This is a genomic window from Pantoea sp. alder81 (genome assembly GCF_020179835.1).
Lineage (GTDB): Bacteria > Pseudomonadota > Gammaproteobacteria > Enterobacterales > Enterobacteriaceae > Pantoea.
The window spans coordinates 373,582-396,086 of the sequence record NZ_JAIUDA010000004.1 but is presented as its reverse complement, the minus strand read 5'-3'; the positions used below and the strand labels follow the sequence as shown (position 1 = coordinate 396,086).

The window sequence follows — 22,505 nt, the reverse complement described above, 5'->3', positions numbered from 1 at the left end:
CGGCCGTAACGCACACAACGGCAGCCTATCATCAGAACTAAACACCCGCTTTTCATCGGCGCTTGCTCATCCAGGGATAATCCATGTTTCAGACCCAGATCATTACCCTTCCGATTTTACCCTTCGGTATGGTCAACGCCCATCTCATCCGCAGTGAAGCAGGCTGCATACTCATCGACACGGGTATTCCCGGTTCAGAGCGCAAAATCGGCAAGGCGCTTGCCCAATATGGCCTGACGTTTCGCGATATTAAGCTGATCGTCGTCACGCACGCCCACACCGATCACGCCGGCAGCGCTGCACGATTGCGTGAATTATCGGGGGCGCCCATTCTTGCGCATCAGGCCGACGCAGATTTTTATAGCCGCAAGGAACCGATGACGTACTGCACGACGAGTTGGGTCGGTAAACTGTTTCTCAAGACGCCAATTCCGCATGAACCTTACGACGGTTTTCTCCCTGACATCATGATGAACAACGGCGATGCCTTCAATCTCCTCGATTTTGGAGTAGAGGGTGTCGTGCGGCACACGGGCGGGCATACACCAGGATCAATCGCGGTAGAGCTGCGCTCGCAGGATATGATGGTGGGAGATCTGATCGCCTCAGGCATTCTGATCGGTGGCATGCTACTGAAGGGACGCGCAATCCGGCCGCCGTTCGAAGATGATCCCGCCACCGTGTCGCGTGAACTGATTCGAATGGTGGAAAAGGGTGGACTGCGTTTTCACATGGGGCACGGCGGGCCTTTGGAAGCGCGCGAGGTTCTGCGTCATGCACAAGCTTTGGTGAAACGGAGAGGCAATGCATGTGCTTTAGGCAAATGCGGGCACAATCATGATGAGTCAGGTTCAGTGTAAAAAATAGTCAAGGCTGGCTTGAGCCACTGCAGTTTATGAAGCCAAATTAAGGGCGTGCGATGCTTTCATTTTCTGCAAACGTGCTCAGATATGATGGCTGCGTAACCGTAATAACCCACGCTACGGCATATTAATCGTGCCACATAACCCGCTTTATTATCTTTTGCGAAGTCCGCTGTTTGCTCTTAACGGGCATCGTGCCCAGACGAGACGCCATCGCCATCCTCAGTTATACAATAGTAGTCACTACTTCCCTGGCATCAGACCCAAACCGTAAGGCCCAAAACGCCGTTTCTGCCGGTTAGCGCAGTCGGGCTGACGACTCGAGACGCCGGGGAGCCGAAGGGGGCCATCTGGCTTTAGAGAGTATCAGGTTTAATGACCAGGAAACCGGAGACGCAGCTCCATTTAACTCGCAGGTTTTAAAACGTGAAATATTTCCGGTCGCCATAACGGCGACCGGTTCAATTAAAACGACCAGCGCACGCCCGCGTTGTAACGCCAGCCTTTCGCGCCGTTGCCGTCGATCTCTTTGCGGTAATCCGCCTCCGCGTACAGCGCCACATCCTTGTTCACCGTCGCGGTGCCGCCCACGCCGACATCCCACATTTTACCGAACTTGCCGCTTTCGAAGATTTCACCGCCGCTAACATCCGCAGCGCCAATCTTCGCTTTCGCGGTGCCGCCCCAACCCTGCGTGTAATTCACGCGCAGATACGGCGTGTACTGATTCGCGCTGATGTCCTGCCAGGTTTTATCCACGCGCGCGCCGACGCGGCCAATCGTCTGGCTGTAATCGTTGTAGGAAACGCGGGTGTTTTCGCGGTCGGTGAAGCTGTCCATCTTCATTTGCAGCCAGGTGATCTGCGCCTGCGGTTCGATGCGCACGCCGCCGCCCAGTTCCAGCGGATAACCGGTTTCAACCGAAGCCGTCCAGCCGTTGCCTTTTGGTTTGGCGACATCTTTCTGCCGTGCAATGTCAGTCGCGCCACGATGCCAGCCCCAGCTCAGCGAGCCGTCCACGTAAAAACCGCTGTCGCGCAGCCATGTGCCGTACAGAGATAGCGTATCGCTGTCGAAGCTGGTCGAGCTGTAGCCATCTGCTGCGTGCGGGCGAATGCGCGTATTACCGCGCGTGTAGGCCACGCCGCCGCGCAGGCTGCTGTCCGCGCCATCCACGCGAATGACGTTGCCGCCGAGCTGGACAGCGCTGTAGTCGAGATCGAAGTCGTAGCCGTAATGGCTGACGCTTTGACTGGTTTGGTATTTCAGGTTGGAGCCGATGTAGCGGATGAACATCTCGCCGCCAACCGCATCCGGATTTGCCTGCTGCTGGCGCAGTTCACCGAGGCGTTTATGCAGATCGTCGGTGATTGCCAGCGAATAATAAGCGAGACCAACCGGCGCAGAGAGGTAGGACGGCACCTGCGGCGTGACCGCCAGACGTGCGCCGCTTTGTGCGCTGCCTGCTGACGGCTGGCACAGGCTGCCGTCTTCGCACACGAAGGTGTTCGCCAGTCGATAATCCCACGCGCTGCCGCCTACCGCGCTGCGGGCTGCGTCATTGCTGCCCGGTGCGAAGCTGTATAAACCGTATTGCCACGGCCCGGATGCGACATAGCCGCTTTTCAGCACAAAGCTGTTGGCATTCGCGCTGCCGGAAACCTGCGCCAGCGACACGCCTTCGTTCGCAGCGATCACGCCATCGCCGTTGCTGTCGAACAGCGGCGCTCCCGCGAGTTTTGCTTCAACCTGCGTCACGCCCGATGCCGCGCCATTCACCAGCACCACATCGCTGCTTGCCGCTGTGGCGTTCAGCCTGACGCTGCCGCCCGCCGATGCCAGTTCGCCGTCGATGGTTAAGGTATTGGCCGCCGTGTTGCCGCCGTTGGTGAGATCCAGGGTGCCCGCGTTATTCACCACCAGCGAATCATCGCTCGCGCCCTGCAACAGCGGATTGACGTTGTCACCCGCGAACAGCGTACTTCCTGCATCCACGTTAATGGTGCTGTGCGCCAGTTTGATTTTGTCGGTCAGCGTCCATTGGGTGTTGTGGAAGTTCAGCGTGCTCCAGCCTGAACCCAGATTGGTGCCTTTTGCCGCATCATCGCTGGCGAACGAACCGCCGCGCGCCTTGAGTTGGCTGAGATTGAGCGTGCTGCCCGCGCCATTTTCCGTGGTGATATGGCGCGTATCAGCCAGACTCACCTTCTGCACCGTGGCCTGATTTGCCGCACCGTTGCCCATCGTCAAACTGCCTTTGATGGAGCCGCCGGTGACAATCAGTTCATCGCGTCCGTTGCCGGTGTTCACATCGCCAATCACCGCGCCGTCAAGCAAAGCGATCACATCATCCGTCCCGCCACCCGCAACCACCACCTGATCGGGGAATGGCGCACTGATGGTGCCTTGGTTAATAAACACCGTTTGCCCGCCGCGCAGGTCGATCAGCGGCGCAACGCGGCTGAGCGAGACGATTGAACCTTGGTTAATCACCTGACTGGCGGTTTTAGTAATGATTGCCGATCCACCGCTAAAATCGCGGATGCCAATCGAGCCTTGCGAAATCACTTTACCGGTGGTGTTAGCAATTACGCCGTTGCCCGGACCTGAAACCAGAATGGCGTAATCTTTGCCGATCACCAGATCGTTGCTGGAGGTAGAACCATCAGCGTTCTCGAAACGATAACCGGTGCCGCCGCTGACGTTGATCAGCGCGCTGCCGTTAGGATCAAACGAAGTTGCCGAACGCACACCGTTACCGCGTGTGACATCTAACATCACGTTGTTCAACGAGATATTGGCGGTTTCTGCCCGGTTATTGATCACGCTACCGCTGCCGTAACTGCCAATAATCACATTGCTGGCGGCGAAGCCCTGCGCACCTTCATCCAACAGCACGCCGTCCGCGCTGCCGCTGGCCTGAATCGCGCTGTTACCTTGTCCATCGCCCAGCACATTCATCGTCCCGCCGTTGCCAACGCGCAACGCGGCGATACCGTTATTGACCTGCAGCGAGCTGTTGATAGGCGTGTATTGGCCAAAGCCGCTGGTAACATCCACGCCGGTTCCCGAGTTGATTTGAATCGTGCCGCGGTTGATGAAGTTACCGCCGCCAGAAACACGTGCGCCGGTGCTGTTCGGCCCTGTCAGGATCACTGATGCATTGGGCTGATTGAAAATGCGCGAGTTGCCGCTGACATTAAACGCCGTGGCGTAATCCGCGTTGCCCGTGATAGTTGAAGCGGCGTAGATTTCTGCTTCTTCGCCGCTGGCTCGCGCAGCGGTGCTGTTTGGGCCGTTAAGTTGAATGCTGCTGGTGATTACGCCCTGCGCGCCATCGCTGGCGTTCATCACCGTCGCGTTATAGCCGGTGGTAAGATAATTATCGGTGCTGCTGACCAGGGATTCCGCGCCAGATAACTGGATGCCGATGCTGTTGTTGCCACTCAGCGTGACATTGCCAAAACCTTGCGTGTACAACCACGCGCCACCGCTGATTTCATATAGCTTTGAATTCGCGGTGCTCACATTCACATTGTTACCGTTGCTGACTAAGCGCGTGCCGTTACCAGCGGCGCGATAACCGGTTTGTTCATCAGCATTAAACACCACGCGACTGTCCGCGCCGAACGTAATGCGTCCACCGGCGAAAGCATAAGCGCCAACCGCGCCGCCGCCGTAGAGGTTGATGGTGCTGTTTTGATTAATACGCGCCAGTTGATGATAAGAAATTAAGCCATAAGCATTGAGCGGCGTGAGATCTTCTCCGCTGCGTACATTAATGGTTCCGGTGTTAAAAATTTCGGTCAGCGTGGTGCGGTCGCCGAGGAAGGGTAAACCATCAGCAAACAATCCTCGGCTGCGCCCGCCAACGTTGATTTCTCCGCTGTTGGTCACTTTCGCGCCGTCCTCAGCGGAAATGCTGGTGGTGCCGACGCCGCTTAAGCTGATCTTGCCGGTATTAATCAGTTGCGCCTGATTGCGGGCAATTAACCCGATTTGCTGGTTGGCGCCGCCGCTGATTGCCGCATGGTTGGTGAGTTGCGTATCGGTATCGAAATCCGTGGCAGGATTGATTTCCACGCCTTGCAGCGTGTACTGCACGCCATCAACAATCGCCGCTATCGCTGACACGCCGTTCATATTGAAGCGCGTGGTGGCGTTGATCAGCCCATGCGCGCCGTGCGTCACCTGTAAACCTTGCGCAAAGTCAGCGATAGTGAAGGTTGCACCGTTGGTATTCACCTCCGTTCCCGCGCCGCCGCCAAACACGCCGGTAGCGAAGGCGTTGTTAGCCGCTAGCGTTAATCCGCGCCCGTTAAAGTCGGCACCATCTTCCACGCGGAAAATAGTGCCGCCGTAAACCTCAGAGCTGTAGCTGCCGTTTTCCGGCAGATTGATTTTGGCGTTTTCCCCTTTGGTGTAAAAACTGATCTGGCGTTGCAGCGAGAAAACATCGCGCGGCACGGCGACCGGAATCGCGTTGGCGCTAACGTTCACCGTGGCATTGCCTTCGGCGCGAATGCCAATCGCATCGCTGCCGCCGAGGCGAATCGGCCCGCTAATATTAGCGACGGCGCTGCCGCCCGCTGCGCCAATCGCCCAAACGGCGGTGTTATTGGAAAAGGCAAAGCGGTCGGCATCGCTGGTGATATCGATCGCACCACGCGAATACGCTTTGGCGCTTTCGCCCGCGTTGGCGATGACTTTGATAGCGGTGCTGTTGTAGCCATTAAGGTTGATGGTGCCCGCATTGCCCACGTTGCCGTTACTGCCCGCATCGACCACCAACATGCCGATGTTCTCGGCGGGCTGCACTTGCGCCTGGCCGTTGATGTCGATTACGCCGTTGTTGCGTAGCAGCGCGTCCGCGCCATATTGTGCACGCATCGCTACCGCGTGTTGTACTTTAGAACCGAGCACGATTTTGCCGTTATTCACCGCGTGTGCGTCGCCCGACACCACCACGGCGCTCACGCCGCCACTGAGATTCACCGCTACATCTTCGGTGGGATCGGTTTTGCTGTTTTGCGGCGTGCGACCGACGTATATAACGCCGTCCTGCGCGTTGGTAAATCCGCCGGAACCGCTTGCCAGCACGCCAACCGCCGAGCCGCTGCCGGTGATGTCTGCCACGCCTATATTGATGTTGCCGTGGTTAACGGCGCGTGAATCAAACAGCCACAGCCCCTGGCTTTCGCCACTGCCCGGCTGGAAGTTGATCACGCCGTAATTGCTAAAGTGGCTGCGATTGCTGGCGAGAATACCGCGCCCGGCCTTGCCGACGGTGCTGCTATCGACGCCGCTGCCATCGCTGTTATTAAGAAAGCCGAGATTGATGGTGCCGTTGTTGCGGCCGCGACTGTTGTTAAGTAATTCCAAACCCGAAGTGGTGCTGGCGAGTTTGCCGTTGATCGTGGCTTGTGCACCGTTGCTGGCGCGCATCACCGCACTGCCGCCGTTCATCACTTCGAGGGTTTTGCCGCGATTAATTTTCACGCTGGCGTTCGCACCGTCGGCACTCAACACCACCTGATCATTCAGCGGTTCAGCCACTTCATCACCAACGTTATTGGCGCTCATGCGATACACCACGCGGCCTTCGCGTAACGCGTAGCCTTTGTCGAGTTGGGTGCGATAATCGCTGATGTCGAGTTGGCCGTTGAGCACCAGGCTAATCAGCGTGTTATTGTAGGCGCGCAGATCGCTCAGGCTATTCACGTAATACTCTTCGCTGAAACCAAAATTACCGTTGACGGTGACGTATTGCGGATATTCGACTAATCCGCCTACATCGTAAGCCAGACGATCGCCACCGTAAGGCGGCGTTGCGGCGGTGAAGGTAATACGGTTATCAGAGTTCCAATTGATATTCCCTTTTTTAGTGGCGGCAAATAATTGGCTCTGTTTAGCGGCCATTGACCAGCCGTTAGTTGTGGAATTTGTTGCAGCGCCCTGTTCACCGATGTCGATATTTAATCTGCCGTTGCTTACTGAAGCAATGCGCGCATTAATATATTGTTTATCATTGACGTCGTAATAATCCGGCACCACCTGATTTAAACCGACCGTGGGCAGTTCAACGATCTCATCGGAATTCACCACTTCATAGCTAAGGGTGGTATCGGTGCCGGGATAGTAAACGTTGACCACATGATTTTGTTCGCCGATCTGCAAACGCGGCGCGTCAATCAGGTTGTCATTGATAATGCGACCCACGCTTTGCAATTCGCCCAATGTGACGCTGCTGGCACCGCTTTCGCCAGGCGCAAACTGCGGCAAGCCGCTCAGTGTTTGCGTGCTGCCATTGCATAAGCAATAAGCGCCGACCTTATTATCATTTAATTCAGGCGTGTAGGGTTTTAACTCCGCCGCCCACGACAGTGAGATAGGGAATATCAAACCTTGCGCCGCCACAAGGCTTAGTAACACCGGATTTAATTTGAACACAACGTATTCCTCAACAGAGAAAGACAACGCGCACAGCGACGTTCTGCTGCGCTGGAAGTTAAGTCGCTGATATAATTTGTTTCAGAAATTTAATGTTTGGCATCTGGTGTAATGAGTATCTACGTATTGCGCGGGAAACGCCTGGTTTGAGTTAAGGAATTGTGAGGCGGGAGATCTGATTTAAGAATTTGGCCAGGTAAACTAAAAATATAAATGGACCTGATTATAGAAATATAAATTAGCGCCGAATCCACAATCTTTCGGGGCTGCGTAACACGTCTCAGGCAACCACGTTACCCGCGCTTTTGCGCTTCGCTTGCTCCATTTCGGAATGCGATGACGGCAGCCCCCCTTAAGATCTTTAGAGCAAATAGTCAGAACCTGTCATATAAGATGTAGCAACCTTCATTGCGGTGCGGTGCGGTGCGGTGCGGTGCGGTGATATTAGGCTCTGATTCCTGGAATCAGGCTTTAAGAAAAATTGAATAGTGCAGTTTTAACTGCCTGATCATGTCTCTGGTTTGCCATAAGGCTCAAGCAGTCAGGCCCAAATCGAAGCACATGACGGTTCGGCGAAGCCAACCACTTTGCGGCTTAACGTAAACGGACTGACGACCTCTCTACCTTGGAGCTTAAAGGGGCTTCGGAAGGAAGGATACTAATGGCAGCTGTGTGCTATGAGCTCAACTGATGGACGCAACACACTTATTGAACCGTTCTGCGGGTGATTCATATTCTGGCGTTTTTCTCAGTCTTTCGTTGAGCTGTCTGGCAACGCTGTTTAGTCTCCGCTGACTGAGAACTGATAAGTCAGTTCCCTTTGGAAAATATTGTCTTAGCAACCTGTTCGTATTTCCATTTGAGCCACGTTACCAGGGAGATTGAGGATCACCGAAGTAAATCTGGATGTCTGTTGCTACAGTAAACCGGGTGTGGCTGGTCATTTCAGCTCCCCGATCCCAGGTTAATGTTTTATATAGCTCAACAGGTAATTCCTGGGCTTGTCTGATGAGTGCAGATATAACCGTTATGGTCTTGTTGTCCCTGTGAGTTGAATAGCTCGATGCAACGCTATCCTTAATCAAGGGGGGGACGTTGCCTTAACTCGTTTCGAGTAACGTCGTCAGCAGGCAAGCCGCGCAGCGGTACGACAGCAGAATTTAATAGTTACAATATACTAATGCGATTTAACAACAGGCGCAGGATTAGGCCGGTGAACCGGCCTGACGCATTATCAGATGGCGCAATAAACGCGCGCTTCTCGTGGCGTGTAGATACCAAACGTCACCACGCTCAGTAAGCCATTAACAAACGTCTGCTGAACTTCAACCCGACTCACTTTTTCCTGGCCGCCGCACACCTGCGCCGCATCAATGCTCTTACGCTGACCGATACCTGAAACAAAGAACGGCTGGCTGGTGGTTTTCGTCGCCGCGCCAACTTGATTCTGTTTCATTACGAAAGTTTGCTGAGCACAGCCGGTTAAACTCAGAGCCAACAACGCCGCAACACAAAGCTTGTTCATAAATATCCTTATCGCTTGAAATGAAAATAAATGCTGAGTGAAACCATCACTCAGCCAGCAATCAGGTTATCGACAACGAAAGCAGAAACATGAGAAAGCTTTTGAATGAGGACTGTTCTTCTCACCCGTCGCACCAATAAAGCTCTATTCCAGATCACGAAGCAGCGACTTATGCTGCTCGCTCACAGCGGCCCTTGCCGTCTCGTCCCCACATCTCTTTCATGTCAGACATGCATCCTGCGCAATATCTGCGCCATACACTCTGTTGAACCGAGGCCACGGTCTATTCCGACCATCCCTCCCAAATTTCAATCAGTTTGCGACTGCATTTCGCTTGCATCGCCATTCAAAAACGACTCAACCGCGTCGGAAAACCGTTCTGGCTGATCAAGCATAATAAAGTGAAAACTGTCATCGATCCGTGTGAAGTGGATATCGGGTGCTGCAGCATAGGCTTGACTATACATCGCATCCACGCTGTCTGCAGGTATTCCAAATAACGTGTCGTACGCGTATACGACCTCAATCGGCGCTTTAATGCTGCCCAGTTCGGGACGCAAATCGGTAATCATCACTTCATACACTGCATCGGCAATGGTCTTACGATCGGAATGGATTCCTGCCGCCACCAGTGCTGGCCTTACCGCTTCGGTCCTGGCTAAGCGAGCTAGGGATGCTTTCTGAAACTCGGCGAATTGCTCCGGCGACTGTCCCAAAATTAAATTTCGCGTGGCAGTGGCCTGCGGGGCGACAGTTTCGCTGGTCGCCGCTGGATTGAACAATAACGAATAGAAGGGCAATGCATCAACGACCATCACGCGACCCACCAGATCAGGATGACGGGCAGCCAGCATCAATGCCATTTCTCCCCCAAGAGAATGGCCAATGATCGTCGGGGCTTTGATGTGCTGGGCGTGAATATATGCAGCAATGGCGTCAACTGCCGGAGCCATGATTTTCCCGTCCGGGTTGGCAATGGCAGGCGTACTCGCAAATCCCGCCAGCTCTACAAGATGAATGCGATGGCTCTTGCGTAATTTTGCAGATAAATCAGCCCAAACGTCGCGTGAAGACGCCAGCCCCGGAATCAATATGATATCCGTTCCCGCCCCTTGCATCTCCACGGAGATTCGCTGTGAGTTAGGATGTTCTGGAGATATAGGCAAAGGCTGTGCGGCAGACGCCGATAAGCACGATGCCATTAAAAGCGTTCCACCGATGACGGCGCGGATAGTTGCGGTATTCATTAAACCTCCCTGTTTAAGCTGAGCAATGTTAGCAAAGCTATAAATGATTTTCGTCCATAATAGGATCCCGATGCATTATAACTGATGCACCATCCATTCGTTGAACTCACTACTTTAATCAGACCCGAAATCGAAACCCTGGCCACTCTGCATAGGCATCAGTGATAATTAACCCCCCGAATCGAAATCGTCTGAAACATTCATTTTCGGTACATGAAAGTAACCCACCTTGCAGAACGTGGGTTTGAGATCATCTTTATTTCAAGCGCAATTTCCTTTGCGGATGAGAGTCTGGCAACCGGCTCTCTTTACCGAAAATTTTCTCACGCAATGTACCCTGCTTATAGTTCGTTTGAGCAAGACCACGCTTCTGTAATACCGGCACCACATGTTCAACCCACTCTTCCCACCAGCCCAATGTCGTGACCGGAACCACGTTAAAGCCATCCACGCCTGCATCAGCAAACTGCTGTACTTTGTCGGCGATCTGCTCCGGCGTACCGGCAAAACGGCCGGGCAATAAAGCATGTTTTATCAGGTATTCGCGCCAGGTCAGCCCACGTCCCTGGCCATAATCCGCATCGACAGCGATACGGAATTTAGAACGCATATGTTGGCTGAACTCCTCGCGGCGACTTAATTCCGTTAGTGGCGTATCAGGATCGATATTGGCCAGGTCAATACCTGAACCTCCGCTATAGAACCCCTGTAATGCATTGATATCAATATTGTCGAAGAGATATTGCTGCTTACGTTTTGCCTCTTCTTCAGTGGAACCAATCACTGTTGAAAGCATTACCAGCTTTTTGAGATCTTCAGGCTGGCGGCCATAATTCACCACATCCCGGTTAAGAGTAGCGATATCTTTGCTTGCAGTTTCAGGCGTTTGTGAAGGCAGGAAGGTCACTTCGGCATTACGGGCGGCGAAATGGCGGCCCGCTTCTGAATTGCCAGCCTGGAAAAATACCGGGCTGCGCTGTGGTGAAGGTTCCACAATATGCGGGCCTTCTACACGATATCGCTTACCGACATGATTGATTTTATGGATCTTATCGGGATCGAAAAAGCGGTTGGTCGCGGGATCGTGAACAACCGCGCCCTCTTCCCAGGATAGTTCCCACAATTTATAAGCGACATCCAGATATTCCTGTGCCCATTCGTAACGATCATCGTGCGGCACAATCTCATCAAAGCCATAATTACGAAAGCCATTAGAGAGATATGAAGTCACGATGTTCCATCCAATGCGACCCCGCGTAAATTCATCCAGCGAAGATATCTGACGGGCAAACGAGAAGGGGTGGGATTGAATCACGTTGCTGGTGACGACCAGCCCCAGATGCTCTGTCACAAGACCCAGTGCTGAAAGGATGGTAATAGGATCGGGCTCAGGAAATTGCGTCCCGGCGCGGATGGTGGTTTTACCATCACCATATTCAATGTCATACACTCCCACTACATCGGCAATGAACAACGTATCAAACAAGCCCTTTTCAAGGGTTTTCACTGTATTGACGTAAGCATCAAGCTGGTTGTATTTGTACTGAACCTGGCCTTCTGGAGTACGCCAGTAGCCATGGCTGTGGTGGTTAGGCGTCAAATGTAAAAAGCCGTTATAAATCAGTTCACGAGACATGTTCTCTCCGTTGGCAATCAGGCTAATTCAGCCGCACCCAGACGGGGCAGCGAGGCAAGTAATTTCTGGGTATAGGGGTGGCGCGGGCGATAGAAGACATCATCTGCATTGCCCTGCTCCACCGCGATGCCGTTTTGCATCACCAAAACGCGATCGCTCATGTGGTGGATGACGCCCAGGTCGTGGGAGATAAACAGGTAACTGACCCCCAACTGCGTTTGTAAATCGCTTAGCAGATCGAGGATCTGGGCCTGAATAGTGACATCCAGGGCAGAGACGGCTTCATCGAGAACAATCACCTGAGGATGCGTAGCAATGGCACGGGCAATCGCCACGCGCTGACGCTGTCCACCCGACATGCGCGCAGGCCATTGATGCAAATGATCTGCGGTGAGCCCGACGGATTGCAGCAGACTGATGGCCCGTTCTCGCGGTGTTTGCCTGGCGGGATACGGATCCAGCGCGATGGCATCCAGTAAGATGTCGGAAACGCGCCAGCGTGGGTCAAATGAGGATAGGGGATCCTGATAAACCACCGCGATTTGGCGTCGAATCGCCCGCTGTTGCGAGGCGGTGGCGTGGCTCCAGGGTTTACCGCCATACAGCACCTCTCCGCTATCAGGTGATTCTAGCGCCAGAGCAATTCGCGAGAGTGTGGTTTTACCCGAACCCGATTCACCAACAATACCGAGTGTTTCACCGCGTTTTAGCTGAAATGACACATCGGCCACCGCTGAGTGACCGCGAAAATGCTTGATGATATGCCGTGCTTCCAACAGCACTTCATCTGCAAATTTTCTGGCTGCGAGAGTCGATGGAATCTCTACCGCCGCGACACCGGATAAACGATGCCCTTTGGTGTGATCACTGGGGATCGCTTTAATCAGTCCCTGGGTATAGGCGTGCTGAGGATGCTGCAATACTTGTTGTGCAGAACCTGACTCTACAATGCTGCCACCCTGCATCACCAATATGTGATCGGCAATTTTTGCCACGACTGCGAGATCATGGCTGATGAGGATCACACTCGTCCCGCGATCCAGCATCTGACGCAGCACATCCAACACCTGCGCCTGAACCGTGACATCCAGCGCCGTCGTCGGTTCATCCGCGATGAGCACCTCCGGATGCAACGCAATGGCCGATGCGATTAACGTTCGCTGACGCAAACCGCCAGAAAGTTCACCTGGCCGCTGAGAAGCGCGAAGCTCTGCCTGTGGGACGCCCACCTCTTCCAAAAGAGCATGTACTTTCTGCTGTCGGCTGGATGCCGTGCCCCAACCATGCAATGCCAGTGCTTCAGCGATCTCTTTGCCTACCGGGCGAAGCGGATCGAGCGACACCAGCGCGTCTTGCAGAATGAAGCCGACCTTAGTGCCGCGCACCTGTTGCCACCATGCGTCGCTGCGCCCTAACAACGATTCACCCTGCAATGTCAATCTCTCGGCTTGCACCGCAAGTCGATCACCGGCTAAGCCAACCAGTGCTCGTGCGGTGACACTCTTACCCGAGCCGGATTCGCCAACCAGAGCAAGGCACTGCCCTCTTTTCAGGCTAAAGTTCACATTCTTCACAATATGCTTGGGTGCAGTTCTTTCACTGTTGACCCAGACATTCAGCCCTTGCACGTCAATTACGTCGTGACTCATGCGCGATGTTCCCCTTCTGCTCGCTGCTGGATGTAACGCCCTAGCTGTGTGAAAGCGAGTGCAACCAGCACAATCGCGATACCCGGTAAGACTTCGAGCCACCAGGCCACCGTGACATTGATTTTTCCAGCTTCGAGTAATGCACCCCATTCCGGTGAGGGTGGCACTACCCCTAAACCCAGAAAAGACAGGCCCGAGGCCCAAACCACAGACTGACCAATCCCAAGTGCAACCAGGGAAACCAATGGACGAAACACGTTTGGTACGATGTGTTGCAGGAATAATCGATGCCAGGGGTGCCCCAGCGCACGGGCAGCTTCAACATAACCTGACTGTTGTACCTGCATCGCTTGCGCACGCACCAGGCGCGCATAGCCGGGTGCGGTGCCGACGCCCACCGAGATCAGCAGGCTACTGGCTGAAGGGCCTAACAGCGCCACGAACAGCAATGCCAGTAGCAAAGTGGGGAATGCCAGCAAAATTTCCAGCAGACGATTGATCGGTTCTGCCAGCCAGCGTGGGCCCAGGGCGGCACTGAAGCCAAACACCACGGCACCAAAAAGGGCGATAGCCATAGCGCCAACACCAATTAGCAGGGATTGCCGCGTACCCCAGATAATTCGGCTGTACAAATCGCGGCCAATATCATCGGTGCCGAGCCAGTTTGTCAGCGAGGGAGCCTGCAGCGCACGTATCAAATCGGTCGTGTAAGGGTCATGGGTTGCCAGCAATGCGGGCGCAATGGCGGCGGTAACAAAGAAAACAGCAATAAGAGCGGCCAGCACAACAGACCATGGCAATACGTCAGATAAACCTCTCAGGTGGCGCCAGACTGAACGCCGGCCCTTCACCCCAGCATAATCGGCAAGATGAGTCGTCATGCTTGACCTCGCAGACGTGGATCGACGATCAGGTAAATCAGATCGACCACCAGATTGATGAAGATGTACAGGGAGCTAATCAAGATGACAATGCCGGAAACCAGGGCAAAGTCCTTGTTGCTTACGGCGTTAACCAGCACATTGCCCAGACCCGGCCGGGCAAAGACTGCTTCGACCAGCACCGCTCCTGACAACAGATTGCCAATCGCCCATCCACTTAAGGTAATGGCAGGGATCAGAGCATGACGCAGCACATGGCGCAGGCGCACGCCAGAGAGACTCATGCCACGCGCACGAGCGGATAACACAAAAGGTTGCTGCATACTGCGTTCAAATTCACTGCGGATGGCATGACCGATAAAACCGGCCAGTGGAATGGCTAACGTGATGGCAGGCAAGACTGTGCCCCACAGCGTTGCACCCCCGACAACGGGGAACCAGCGCAGGCCGATGGCGAACACGATAAGCAACAGAATACCAATCCAGTACTGGGGCAATCCCGCCAGAATGGTTTCAACAGCGGAACCCAGTGCACCAAGCTTTTTGCTGCGTCCTGCGGTCAGCAACGTCCAGGGAATGGCTATCACCCATGCCAGTAACAACGCCGAAATTGCCAGGGTAAAGGTCGGTAACAGCTGTTCAGCGATGATATGCGTTACGGGCCGTTGCAACTCAAAGGAATAACCCAACTTGCCCTGCAGTAATTGCCAGAAGTAATTGAGGTACTGTTCCGCTATCGGTTTATCAAAACCGTATTGGGCATTGATTGGCGCAAGTTCTTCAGAGGTGCGTTCAATCACCTGTCCGGAAGTAATGTTAAGCAGAATGGTGGCGCGATCGCCGGGCAATACCGAGAGCACAAGAAAAGTCACGGTAATGGTGCCCCACAGCACAAATAGCGCGCCGGCAAGACGGACCGCAACCCGTCGAGTTAAGGAACGCGACGGATTCGCCACCAGCTTGCGTTGCGGTGAGATGACGTCACTCATGGCTTCTCCTGTTCAAAATAGGCGTCGTTAAAATTGAGTAATCCGTTGCCTTGATCCTGCCAAAGTCCGCGGATGTTGTTGGCGACCGCCACGTTATAGGTAAAGTTGTAGCCGCCAATGGCAATCGCCTGGTCGTCAAACCACTTTTGCAAAACAGCAAACTTCTGCAGGCGTTGCTCTGGATCCGGATCCCGCTGGGCATCGAGAATCTGTGCTTCGACCTCAGGATTGTTAAAGAAGGTGGTGTTATTGCCGTTGAAAGCGCCATTGAGAGAATGGTTGTAAACAATGTCGAGGATGTTGGGTGATGGCCACACCCAATAACCAAAACTGATTTCCTTGTCATTCGGGCGTGAGCGCGCACCGGCAAAGCCTTCGGTCTGCGTGAGCGGGATGAGATCCAGCTTGATGCCCACCCGTTTCACCTGATCCTGCACCGCCTGCAGCATCAGCGCGCCTTCCTGGTCGATGATCGCCTGGATAAAGGGCAGCCGCGCATCCAGCGTTTTACCCTGTTTCGTGCGATATCCCTCTGCATCGTGTCCGGTCCAGCCTGCGGCATCCAGCAGCTGGTTGGCTTTAGCGATATTTAGTGAATAGCGATCATTAACATTGAGATAGAGCGGCGTACTTTTACTCAGTGAACCATTGCCTTCATAGGGCACCGCACCCTTGAATACGGTTTTAACGATTTGCTTGCGATCCAGCGCGTAGGCAAACGCCTGACGCACCCGCACATCATTGAAGGGGGCACGCTGAACATTGAACGAGAACGCCTGAGGTCGCCCTGTGGCGACATAGGAAAGAGTTTGATATTCACGTTTTAATGCCTGCCACTGTGCTGATGGCGGCTGATAAATAACGTCGGCGCCTCCACTGACTAAGGCTCCCCAGCGGGTGGTCGCATCGGGGACAAACTTCCACTCCAAATGCTTGATATACGCAGGGCCGTTATGATGTGCATTGGGCGGTGCCCATTGATAATCCTCATTACGCACAAAACTGATACCCTCCCCCCTCACCCAGTGCGCTACTTTCCACGGCCCGGTTCCCACTGGACGCAGGCATTTTTCTTCACTGCTGTTTTGAGCCAGCGAGTCGGGGGATTGAAAACCATAATGACCGTTTGCCAGCACATTATATATTTCCGGATTGGGTTCGGATAAATGTAGTGCCACGGTATACTCGTCTACCTTGGTGAATCCGGTCATATAAGTGAAGCCGTGCCAGCCAATTCCCTTTTGCCATGCAGGATAGTTTTCAATAACCGCGTCGGCATTAAACACGTCACCATCAGTAAATTTCACATCATGACGCAAATGAAATGTAATGGTTTTACGATCGGGGGATTCACTCCAGCTTGTGGCTAGCCAGGGTCGTATTTTCCCATCATCGTAACTCACTAAATAATCGAAGACCTGCCGGGCCAGATAAGCCTGCTGCACCCAACCGCCCCACAGGCAGGGCGGCTCCTGTTCGTGCAGATAAACCAGCGTGCCGTCACTGTATTCAGGCGTTGCTGCCTGTGCAACCGTTTGTGACATCACGCCAGTTAATACGCTGAACAGGGGAATCATCAGGCGACGAGTAGATATTCGCATCATTTTTTAAAATTTCCCTTAAAAGTCCAGATAAACCTATAAATGTGGCGAGACATCCACACATTTATCGTTAACTGGAAAATGAATTAATCGCTTTATTGGAATCGTTCCTGAATAGAACATAGATATCCCCAACAGCAAATATCATTACCGGGAATTAATATGAAAAAATGAATTTCTGTTCCAGATAATGGAAATAAATATATTAACCGCCAGATTAATATCCTTAGCAGAAATTAACATTAAAAGACGGTAAGAAGGAAATGCATAGTGCCTCGACATGAACGTATTTTTTGAGTGGAGGCTAATGCCATGTCGCAGATTGAATCAGGATGGGGAGCGCCCTCTTCAGCAAGATATGAACAGCTCGCAGAGACGTTTCGACCGCTGTTTACCCGCATTCGCGCCGGAGCCATTGCTCGTGAACTCGAACGTCAACCGCCATTAGAAGAGATTGAATGGCTTAAAAAGAGCGGTTTCACCGCATTAAGACTGCCCAAAAGCGCTGGCGGGCTGGAGGCCACTTTACCAGAATTGTTTAATCTGCTGATCGAACTTGGCGAAGCAGACTCAAACCTGGTGCAATCCTTGCGCGGTCACTTCGGCTTCGTCGAAAATGTGCTCAGTAGCAGTGATACAGCCTTCAGGCAGCAATGGTTCACCCGCATTGCACAGGGTGAAATTGTCGGTCCAGCCTGGAGTGAAACCGGTGAGGCGCGCCAGACGGTGTTCTCGACACAAATCAAGCGCAGCGGCGATCGCTGGCGATTAGATGGCAAAAAATTCTACACCACCGGCTCACTTTATTCCGATTGGATCAATATTGGTTTGACCGATGAGAACCACAAAGGCGTATCAGTGACGGTGTCTCGCACCGCGCCGGGCGTCACCGTACTGGATGACTGGAACGGCTTTGGGCAAACACTCACCGCCAGCGGTACCGCGATATTTGAAAACGTTGAGATTCCGCACGCCGATATTCGCGAAGATGCGCACTTTGGTTATGCCCCGGCGTTTTATCAACTCATTCATCTGGCTACGCTTGCCGGCATTGGCCGCGCGCAAAGTGGTGAAGTCGCCTCATTAGTCGCCGCCCGTACCCGCACTTACAGCAACGGTAACGCTCCACGCGCAGCGGATGATGCGCAAATACTTCAGGTTGTTGGCCGCTTGCGTAGTGCAGCTTATACCAGTGGCGCCATCGTGCAACATGCCGCTCAGTCATTACAACGCGCTTATGAAGCACAGCAGCAGAATGATGAACAGCAGAAAACGCATAGCGTTGCGATTGCAGAGCTGGAAGTTTCTCAGTCACTCAATGTGGTTACCGACTTATTGCTTAATGCCAGTTCAACACTCTTTGATGCATTAGGAGCTTCAGCCACATTGAAACCACTGGCACTGGACCGTTTCTGGCGCAATGCCCGTACACTCTCATCACATAATCCCCGTATCTATAAAGATCGCATCGTCGGTGATTTCGCCGTAAACGGTACGTTACCGCCAGAACAATGGCGAATTGGTATAGCAGATAATCCGCAAGAAAAATAACGACTCCGTTTGTGTTTGAGTCATATTGATCGCTTTGGTCTGGCAAGTCGAAGCGGCTTTTTGTGATTAATGAGATGTGAGAATGGGGCCTTAAACTATGCGCCATTCTCACTCTGTTGGGGGTGACTTCCCCCGTCACCCCATCACCAACCCGCCATCCACATACAGCGTTTGCCCGGTGACAAACTCGCTCCACTCTGAGGCTAAAAACATCACCGGACCGGCGACATCCGCTGGCTCGGCAATGCGGCGCAGCGGCGTTTGTGCGGTGATAAACTCACGCACATCTTCTCGCGTGGCGCTGCTGGCATCGGTGGGATACACCAGACCCGGCGCGACGCAGTTCACGCGAATCCCCAGCGGCCCCAGTTCTGCCGCGAGTGAACGGCTAAAACCTATTAATGCAGATTTTGCCGTAATGTAATCGTGGTAAGGAACAGATGGGCGGGCCACCAAATCGCTGGAAAGATTGATGATGCTGCCGCGTGTGCGCGAACGCATCAGCGGCAACGCGGCCTGGCAGACGTTGTAGGCCGCGCCGACGGCACCGTCAAACTGGCTCTGGTAGCCCTGCCATGACGTTTCCCAAAAGCGTTGTCGGTTATCGGTATCGAAAACATAGGGCGCGAAAGCATTGTTCACCACCGCGTCCAGACGACCGGTGGTGTTGGCGATCTGCTCCATCATCGCCGCCACCTGCTCCGCCGAGGTGACATCAGCGCGAATCGCGATGGCCGAACCGCCCAGTGCTTCACAGCTTTTTACCACTTCCATCGCTGCGGCTTCACTGCGCAGGTAGTTCACCACCACCAGCGCACCCTCAGCGGCGAACGCCTGCGCGATAGCCGCGCCAATCCCCCTGCTCGCACCCGTCACCAGAATCGTTTGATCAGCAAATTTCATCGTTTACCTCCTGTAAAAACGTGGATTCAATCCGCATAGGGCGCAAAACGCTCAGCGGCGGTTTCAGCAGATGCCTCTATTTCCGTGATAGTGACCAGATCCAGCAGGCTGAAGCGGCCATCGTGATGCCATCCGGCGGCGGGCGATGTCATGCTACCAAAGGCGGTAATGCGGGTAATGCCGGCTTGCCCCAGACGTGCGGCGAGATGAAACAGCTCCCGAGGCGCGGCCGCTACCGCCGCCGTTTGCAGGTAGATTTTCTGCTGCGTCATCAATGCAATCGCATCATCAATTTCATCCACGGCCACCACTTTGAGGGTGCGTCCGAGTGCCGACGGCATCAGAGCTTCGGGGCCATCCACCATGACCACCGCCCAGCTGTCCGTTGGCTCGCCGAAAAGAATGCGATCGTCCTGCAGCGCGCGAATCTCTTCACGGCTGCGCCAGGCCGCCACGCTGTTAACTTCCGCCAAAGACAGCGCGCGACGCGGATACTTGCGCGCCAGCGCACGCAGTTCATGGGCAATATACTCCGCGAATTCCTGTGGCGAGATGCGTTCGCCGCGTTCAACAAACAGCATTTGCGGTGAGTAACATCCCGCCTGGTCATAGCGCATGACGTCATAAGCCACGCGCTGCGCCAGATCGACGCCCTGCCTTGTATCCAGCGCCGAACGCGCCACCAGCCCAACGCTGATTTTATGGCCATGCGGTAGAAAACGCGTGGTAACCGGTAGCTGCTGTTTGATAGCAGCCAGTGCGGCGTTGCCACAATAAGCCATCACCACATCAGGCTGTGTTAACCAGTGTTTTTCTGCTTCTGCTTCGCCGCCTTTCCACCACACCACCGCCAGGCATTCGCCAAGTTGAGGGTCGATCTCAGCCAGCAGTTGCGCGAACCAGCCCGCCATCAACGGTTCAGCACCGGGCAGTTTACCCACGCTGCCCGCTTTCACCAGCAGTCCGCAAATCAGACTCCATAGCGGTAGACCTGGCACGTTCCCTGCCCAGATATGCAGAAGAAGGTCAGGGCCAAACGCACGCGCAAATCCGCCATTAGGTCGCGGCTGGAAGTCATCCAGCAGCTGCGGATCGCTGAAGTCCTCAGCCAAAAAGCGCTTGAGCTGCGGCTGTCGAAAGGTTTTGAGGTATCCGGTAAGCCCAAGGCGAATCATCCCGGCGTCATAACCGGTGACAATCGGCAGCAGCGTTTCGGCCTTGCGGCGCAGCGGATGGCTTCGATCCAGCAAACGCGCAATGGCCTCATCAATAATCGTCACGATTTTCGCCACGCTCAGCGTCTTGAGATAAGCGCGAGCGTGATCGCGCAGATGGGCGCTCAGAAGTGTAATTTGTGCCGGATTCAGATCGGGGACGTCGACATCCAATTGCTGGCCGTGATGGCTAAAACTCAGCGTGCGCCACTGCACCTCTTCAGGCGATAAACATCCCGGTAAATAACCCGCGACCTCTTTCACACTGCACCCTGTGCTGCAGCAAGGAACTCTTTCATCGCCAGCGAACAGCCCTTCGCATCCGCTCCGGTAACCCGGCCCAGCAGATGGAAGCCGCCCGCCACTGCCCGGCCAGCATCCTCGGTCAGTAAGGCAGACACTGAATTGAAGTGGGCCAGATCGTGGTGCACCAGCACGCCAATCTCACCTTCCGCCACCTCTTCGCCCGTCAGCGGATTGACCACGCGCGTGCGGATCCAGTGCGGGCCGGATTTCACGGAGGGACAGGCCACGTTGCCATCGTCATAAAACTGGCTGCTCAGTTCAGTCATGCCGTACATGTTGATGCAGTGTGTGCGCGGCACACCTAACGCCGCACTCAGTTCGGCATAAAACTGCTCGGCTTCAATTTCGCGTGATTGCCCCTTAAATCCGCCGGTATCCAAAATGCGGCTGCCAGCTGGCAGCGCAAAGCAGCGTTTCTGGCGCTGCATCTCATCCAGCAGATGCACAAAGCTGTAGCTCGCGCCCAGTAGCGCATAGGGTTCACCTCGCGCTTCCGCCTGCTCAAGCGCAGCGAAAAGGCGATCCATTGCGATACCGCTGTCATCCAGCAGCACTTCACTCTCGGCGGTGCCAAATTTTTCCATTGCTAACGTCAGGTAATGCGCCAGCGAAGAGTTGGGCAGCGCCCGATTATCAGGGAACAAAATGCCCATGCGAATCCGCTCTTCACCCGCCATAAAGCGCTGGCGGAAATTCTGCGTCATCGAACATTTCCAGACATCAAGCGTCGGATGATAGCTGCGCCCCTTCACTGTGCCGGTGGTGCCGCTGGTCATAAACACCGCTTCGACGTCATCGGTGGCATGGCAACTCAGCGTCAGACCCTTAAACGCTGTGATAGGAATCGCCGGAATGGCGCGCCAGTTTTTCACCGTAAAGGGCGTGCGGCCGCGTTGCATGGCGAAGCGTCGATAAGGGGTATTGTGTTCGAATTGATACGCGAAGATGGCGAGCGCCAGGCGGTTAAAATCGTCGTCGGTTGTGTCCTGACGCTGAAGAAAGGTCAGCAAAGCGTCGATCAAAGCAGCTTCAGTCATATGCGGGTCCACCTGTTGCGATTGCGCGAAATCTCTCAGGCCGGGCCTGATGAGTCGAGTCTGTCCGCTACAAAGCACAAAGATGGGATCAGGACGCAGTGTCGCCCTGTGTTCCGCTCCCTACGCCGGTATTAGCCGGATCAGGTTCGTAGGGTCACTACGTTGCCCGCGTGTATAACACTGGCGGGTAGAATCTCAGCCCGCTAACCGGGCCCCCCCTGGAACAAGTCGCAGTCAATCAAAAGGTCACTCAATAAAAGCCCACTCAAAACACTGATTTTATTGGGGTTACTTAAAATCCACTGCTGACAGTATTTCAAGGTTAAACCATTTGCCGTTTTAACACACTGATCTTTTGATTTGATCAGAGGCACTACCCGCGGTTCCAGCTTCACGGTGATTCATTGATCACTGTAAACAGCGCTGCTGAATTAGCAGGCTGTGAGTTTTTATCATCTGGTACCAACTGACCATAACTTCTGCAATGAAAAAATGTCATGAGTCTGCAACATTTCAATCATTAACAAATCCTTAACCAGGTTATTTGTTGTACTTTGGCTTTAATGCACGGTTTATTTGTTTGAGTTACTCTTCAATAAATCTCACAGGATTTTATTGTGGTACGTAATAATCAGATTTTATCCCGTCCATTA

13 protein-coding genes, 1 pseudogene and 1 riboswitch are annotated in these 22,505 nt (G+C 53.9%); of the genes and pseudogenes, 2 read left to right on the top strand and 12 right to left on the bottom strand.

The genetic code is table 11. The annotated features are described in order from the left end of the window. Positions 1-83 precede the first annotated feature (83 nt). The gene (locus LBW88_RS14080) at positions 84-860 is read left to right on the top strand and encodes an MBL fold metallo-hydrolase (RefSeq protein ID WP_224932892.1); all 777 of its coding nucleotides are present in this window, start codon (positions 84-86) and stop codon (positions 858-860) included. 468 nt (positions 861-1,328) lie between these two features. On the opposite strand, the gene LBW88_RS14075 is transcribed toward LBW88_RS14080, so the two are convergent. From LBW88_RS14075 to LBW88_RS14035, 9 genes and pseudogenes are all read right to left on the bottom strand, one after another. Next, on the bottom strand, positions 1,329-7,313 hold the full coding sequence (locus LBW88_RS14075; protein ID WP_224932891.1) for an autotransporter outer membrane beta-barrel domain-containing protein: 5,985 nt from the start codon (positions 7,311-7,313) through the stop codon (positions 1,329-1,331). Positions 7,314-7,996: 683 nt separating this feature from the next. Continuing rightward, positions 7,997-8,350, bottom strand: a pseudogene (locus LBW88_RS14070) (IS30 family transposase); the annotation flags it as partial. Between the two features lie 197 nt (positions 8,351-8,547). Then, positions 8,548-8,838 carry a Bor family protein gene (locus LBW88_RS14065; protein ID WP_009089453.1) on the bottom strand — a complete coding sequence of 97 codons (291 nt, stop codon included), beginning with the start codon at positions 8,836-8,838 and terminating at the stop codon, positions 8,548-8,550. 308 nt (positions 8,839-9,146) lie between these two features. After that, positions 9,147-10,085 carry an alpha/beta fold hydrolase gene (locus LBW88_RS14060; protein ID WP_224932890.1) on the bottom strand — a complete coding sequence of 313 codons (939 nt, stop codon included), beginning with the start codon at positions 10,083-10,085 and terminating at the stop codon, positions 9,147-9,149. Between the two features lie 256 nt (positions 10,086-10,341). After that, on the bottom strand, positions 10,342-11,721 hold the full coding sequence (locus LBW88_RS14055) for an NtaA/DmoA family FMN-dependent monooxygenase (protein WP_224932889.1): 1,380 nt from the start codon (positions 11,719-11,721) through the stop codon (positions 10,342-10,344). A gap of 17 nt (positions 11,722-11,738) precedes the next feature. Then, complete coding sequence (locus LBW88_RS14050; protein ID WP_224932888.1) at positions 11,739-13,370, bottom strand: dipeptide ABC transporter ATP-binding protein; 1,632 nt, start codon at positions 13,368-13,370, stop codon at positions 11,739-11,741. Further along, positions 13,367-14,251 carry an ABC transporter permease gene (locus LBW88_RS14045; RefSeq protein ID WP_224932887.1) on the bottom strand — a complete coding sequence of 295 codons (885 nt, stop codon included), beginning with the start codon at positions 14,249-14,251 and terminating at the stop codon, positions 13,367-13,369. The genes LBW88_RS14050 and LBW88_RS14045 overlap by 4 nt, the downstream gene beginning before the upstream one ends. Then, positions 14,248-15,240, bottom strand: coding sequence for an ABC transporter permease (locus tag LBW88_RS14040; protein WP_224932886.1), 993 nt, complete (start codon positions 15,238-15,240; stop codon positions 14,248-14,250). The genes LBW88_RS14045 and LBW88_RS14040 overlap by 4 nt, the downstream gene beginning before the upstream one ends. Then, positions 15,237-16,844: an ABC transporter substrate-binding protein gene (locus tag LBW88_RS14035; protein WP_224932885.1), complete on the bottom strand. Its 1,608-nt coding sequence runs from the start codon at positions 16,842-16,844 to the stop codon at positions 15,237-15,239. Before LBW88_RS14035 ends, LBW88_RS14040 begins: the two co-directional genes overlap by 4 nt. Before the next feature lie 309 nt (positions 16,845-17,153). On the opposite strand from LBW88_RS14035, the gene LBW88_RS14030 reads away from it, so the two are divergent. After that, positions 17,154-18,392: an acyl-CoA dehydrogenase family protein gene (locus tag LBW88_RS14030; RefSeq protein WP_224932884.1), complete on the top strand. Its 1,239-nt coding sequence runs from the start codon at positions 17,154-17,156 to the stop codon at positions 18,390-18,392. 135 nt (positions 18,393-18,527) lie between these two features. Here the strand turns inward: LBW88_RS14030 and LBW88_RS14025 are convergent, their stop codons facing one another. Genes LBW88_RS14025 through LBW88_RS14015 form a run of 3 tightly spaced genes read right to left on the bottom strand, consistent with a single transcriptional unit; the run spans position 18,528 to position 21,852 of the window. Further along, entirely contained in the window at positions 18,528-19,295 is a 768-nt protein-coding gene (locus LBW88_RS14025) for a 3-oxoacyl-ACP reductase (RefSeq protein ID WP_224932883.1), read from the bottom strand. A 26-nt stretch (positions 19,296-19,321) separates the two neighbouring features. Beyond that, entirely contained in the window at positions 19,322-20,773 is a 1,452-nt protein-coding gene (locus tag LBW88_RS14020) for an acyl-CoA reductase (RefSeq protein ID WP_224932882.1), read from the bottom strand. Then, positions 20,770-21,852: a long-chain fatty acid--CoA ligase gene (locus LBW88_RS14015; protein WP_224932881.1), complete on the bottom strand. Its 1,083-nt coding sequence runs from the start codon at positions 21,850-21,852 to the stop codon at positions 20,770-20,772. The genes LBW88_RS14020 and LBW88_RS14015 overlap by 4 nt, the downstream gene beginning before the upstream one ends. Positions 21,853-21,951: 99 nt before the next feature. Continuing rightward, positions 21,952-22,081: riboswitch (TPP riboswitch) on the bottom strand. Positions 22,082-22,505: the final 424 nt, after the last annotated feature.